The 1,586-nt window shown below is 34.8% G+C and carries 1 pseudogene; it reads right to left on the reverse strand.

The window, feature by feature from the left end:
* Positions 1-236: 236 nt before the first annotated feature.
* A pseudogene (locus tag F6K15_RS37880) lies at positions 237-1,503 on the reverse strand (IS701 family transposase).
* Positions 1,504-1,586 lie beyond the last annotated feature (83 nt).

The following is a 1,586-nucleotide window of genomic DNA, read 5'->3' on the forward strand; positions in this document are numbered from 1 at the left end:
TGGGACTTACACAACTTAACTGGTAAAATTAGACTATAATGCTTGTAAATCAATAATTTTACGTCTCCCGCGATCGCTAGGGGACTTACACAACATTTTAGAGCTGATTTATCAAGTAAATATTAAGAGGCTAAATTACTGACTATACTTGGATTCCAGTAGTTTTATCAAGGTTTACTTTAATTGCGAAAAGCGAGATTATATAAGACTTTTGGCGAAGTTTACACTCTCAGCTCTTAAGCCCAAATATAGCCCAAACTCTGTTTATGAAAGGCAAAGGTGTCAATGTTGTTAGTTAACCAGTTAAAAAAACGGAAAGACATGGCTGTACGAAAAGCTTCTAAAGCATCAGTAAATGTCTTCAAAGGTTTATTTCCCCATTGCCTTTGTAGTCCCCCAGTTAACTTATTACAAATAATAAAAGTATAAGCACAAAAAACCAGGATAAAATGACGTTCTAAACTCCATTTATCTCTAACTTGATACTCTTTTAATCCTAACCATCATGATTGCTTCTCGGTAAAAAACCTCTATCCAATTTCTATTTGAGTAGTTATTTACTATCCACTCAGATGTTACTTTGTCAAGCTCAAAATTGGTAATAAAATAATCAATTTCTGTGGCCTCTTCTATAGAACTAGCATTCATAACGATAGCAAAAGTTCTTTCTCCTTGAAGGCGGGAAATTGATGCTGTAAATGTTGTTACCCAAACGGTTTTTGTTTTTTCTACACTTAAGATAATCGGTTCAAATTCCTCCATTGGTATGCTTTTAGCTAATTCATCTATTCTAGTTTCTATTTCTTCATTGGATTTTTGTTTGACTACTATTTTTCGGTTTTTGGCGATGCCTCCTAAGTATTTTAATTCTCTTTCTTCGAGTTTTTTCAGGAATGTTGTATTATTGCCATAACCAGCATCAATTAAAACTATTCCAGGACGTAGACCTCTGGTGAGGGTGCGGTCGATTAAATCTATTCCTATATCTGGCTTTTTCTGAAATAATTTGTCATCTTTTCCTTTTGGTAAAGAACTAGAATGTTGATATAATTCAATGTCTAAAGGTAAACTTTTTTTTCCATCATAATAATGAGTTGTGACAGTCACTATTCCATTATCTGTTTTGCCTATTTCTCCAATATATTGTCGGCCTACTCCAGATGTAAAATTACCGCTTTTTCGGTGTCCAGAATCGTCTAAAATCAAACTAAACCCTTTCTTGAATTTAGTTTGAGAAAGTTTGTTAATTATTTCTAGGCGACGTTGATTGATTATACTTGCTTCCCAAGGAGAATCTGCGATGAAATGATGTAAGCGATTATATACTACTCCAATAGAGTTATTGGCCATTTGAGATATGTTTTTCCTTTCACTTTCCCCTAGTAATCCACCCAGATAGTGGCGGAATCCTGTTTTTTGGGGTGGGTTTTTCCAACAATCATCAAACTGTTTACACCACCTTTCAAAGCAAGGGGGCATTGCAGTAGGGGTTGTTTCTTTCATAGAATAGCGATCGCGGGAGACGTAAAATTATTGATTTACAAGCATTATAGCCTAATTTGGCCAGTTAAGTTGTGTAAGTCCCA

The organism is Okeania sp. SIO2B3, from assembly GCF_010672525.1.
In the GTDB taxonomy this organism is placed as follows: Bacteria; Cyanobacteriota; Cyanobacteriia; order Cyanobacteriales; family Microcoleaceae; genus Okeania.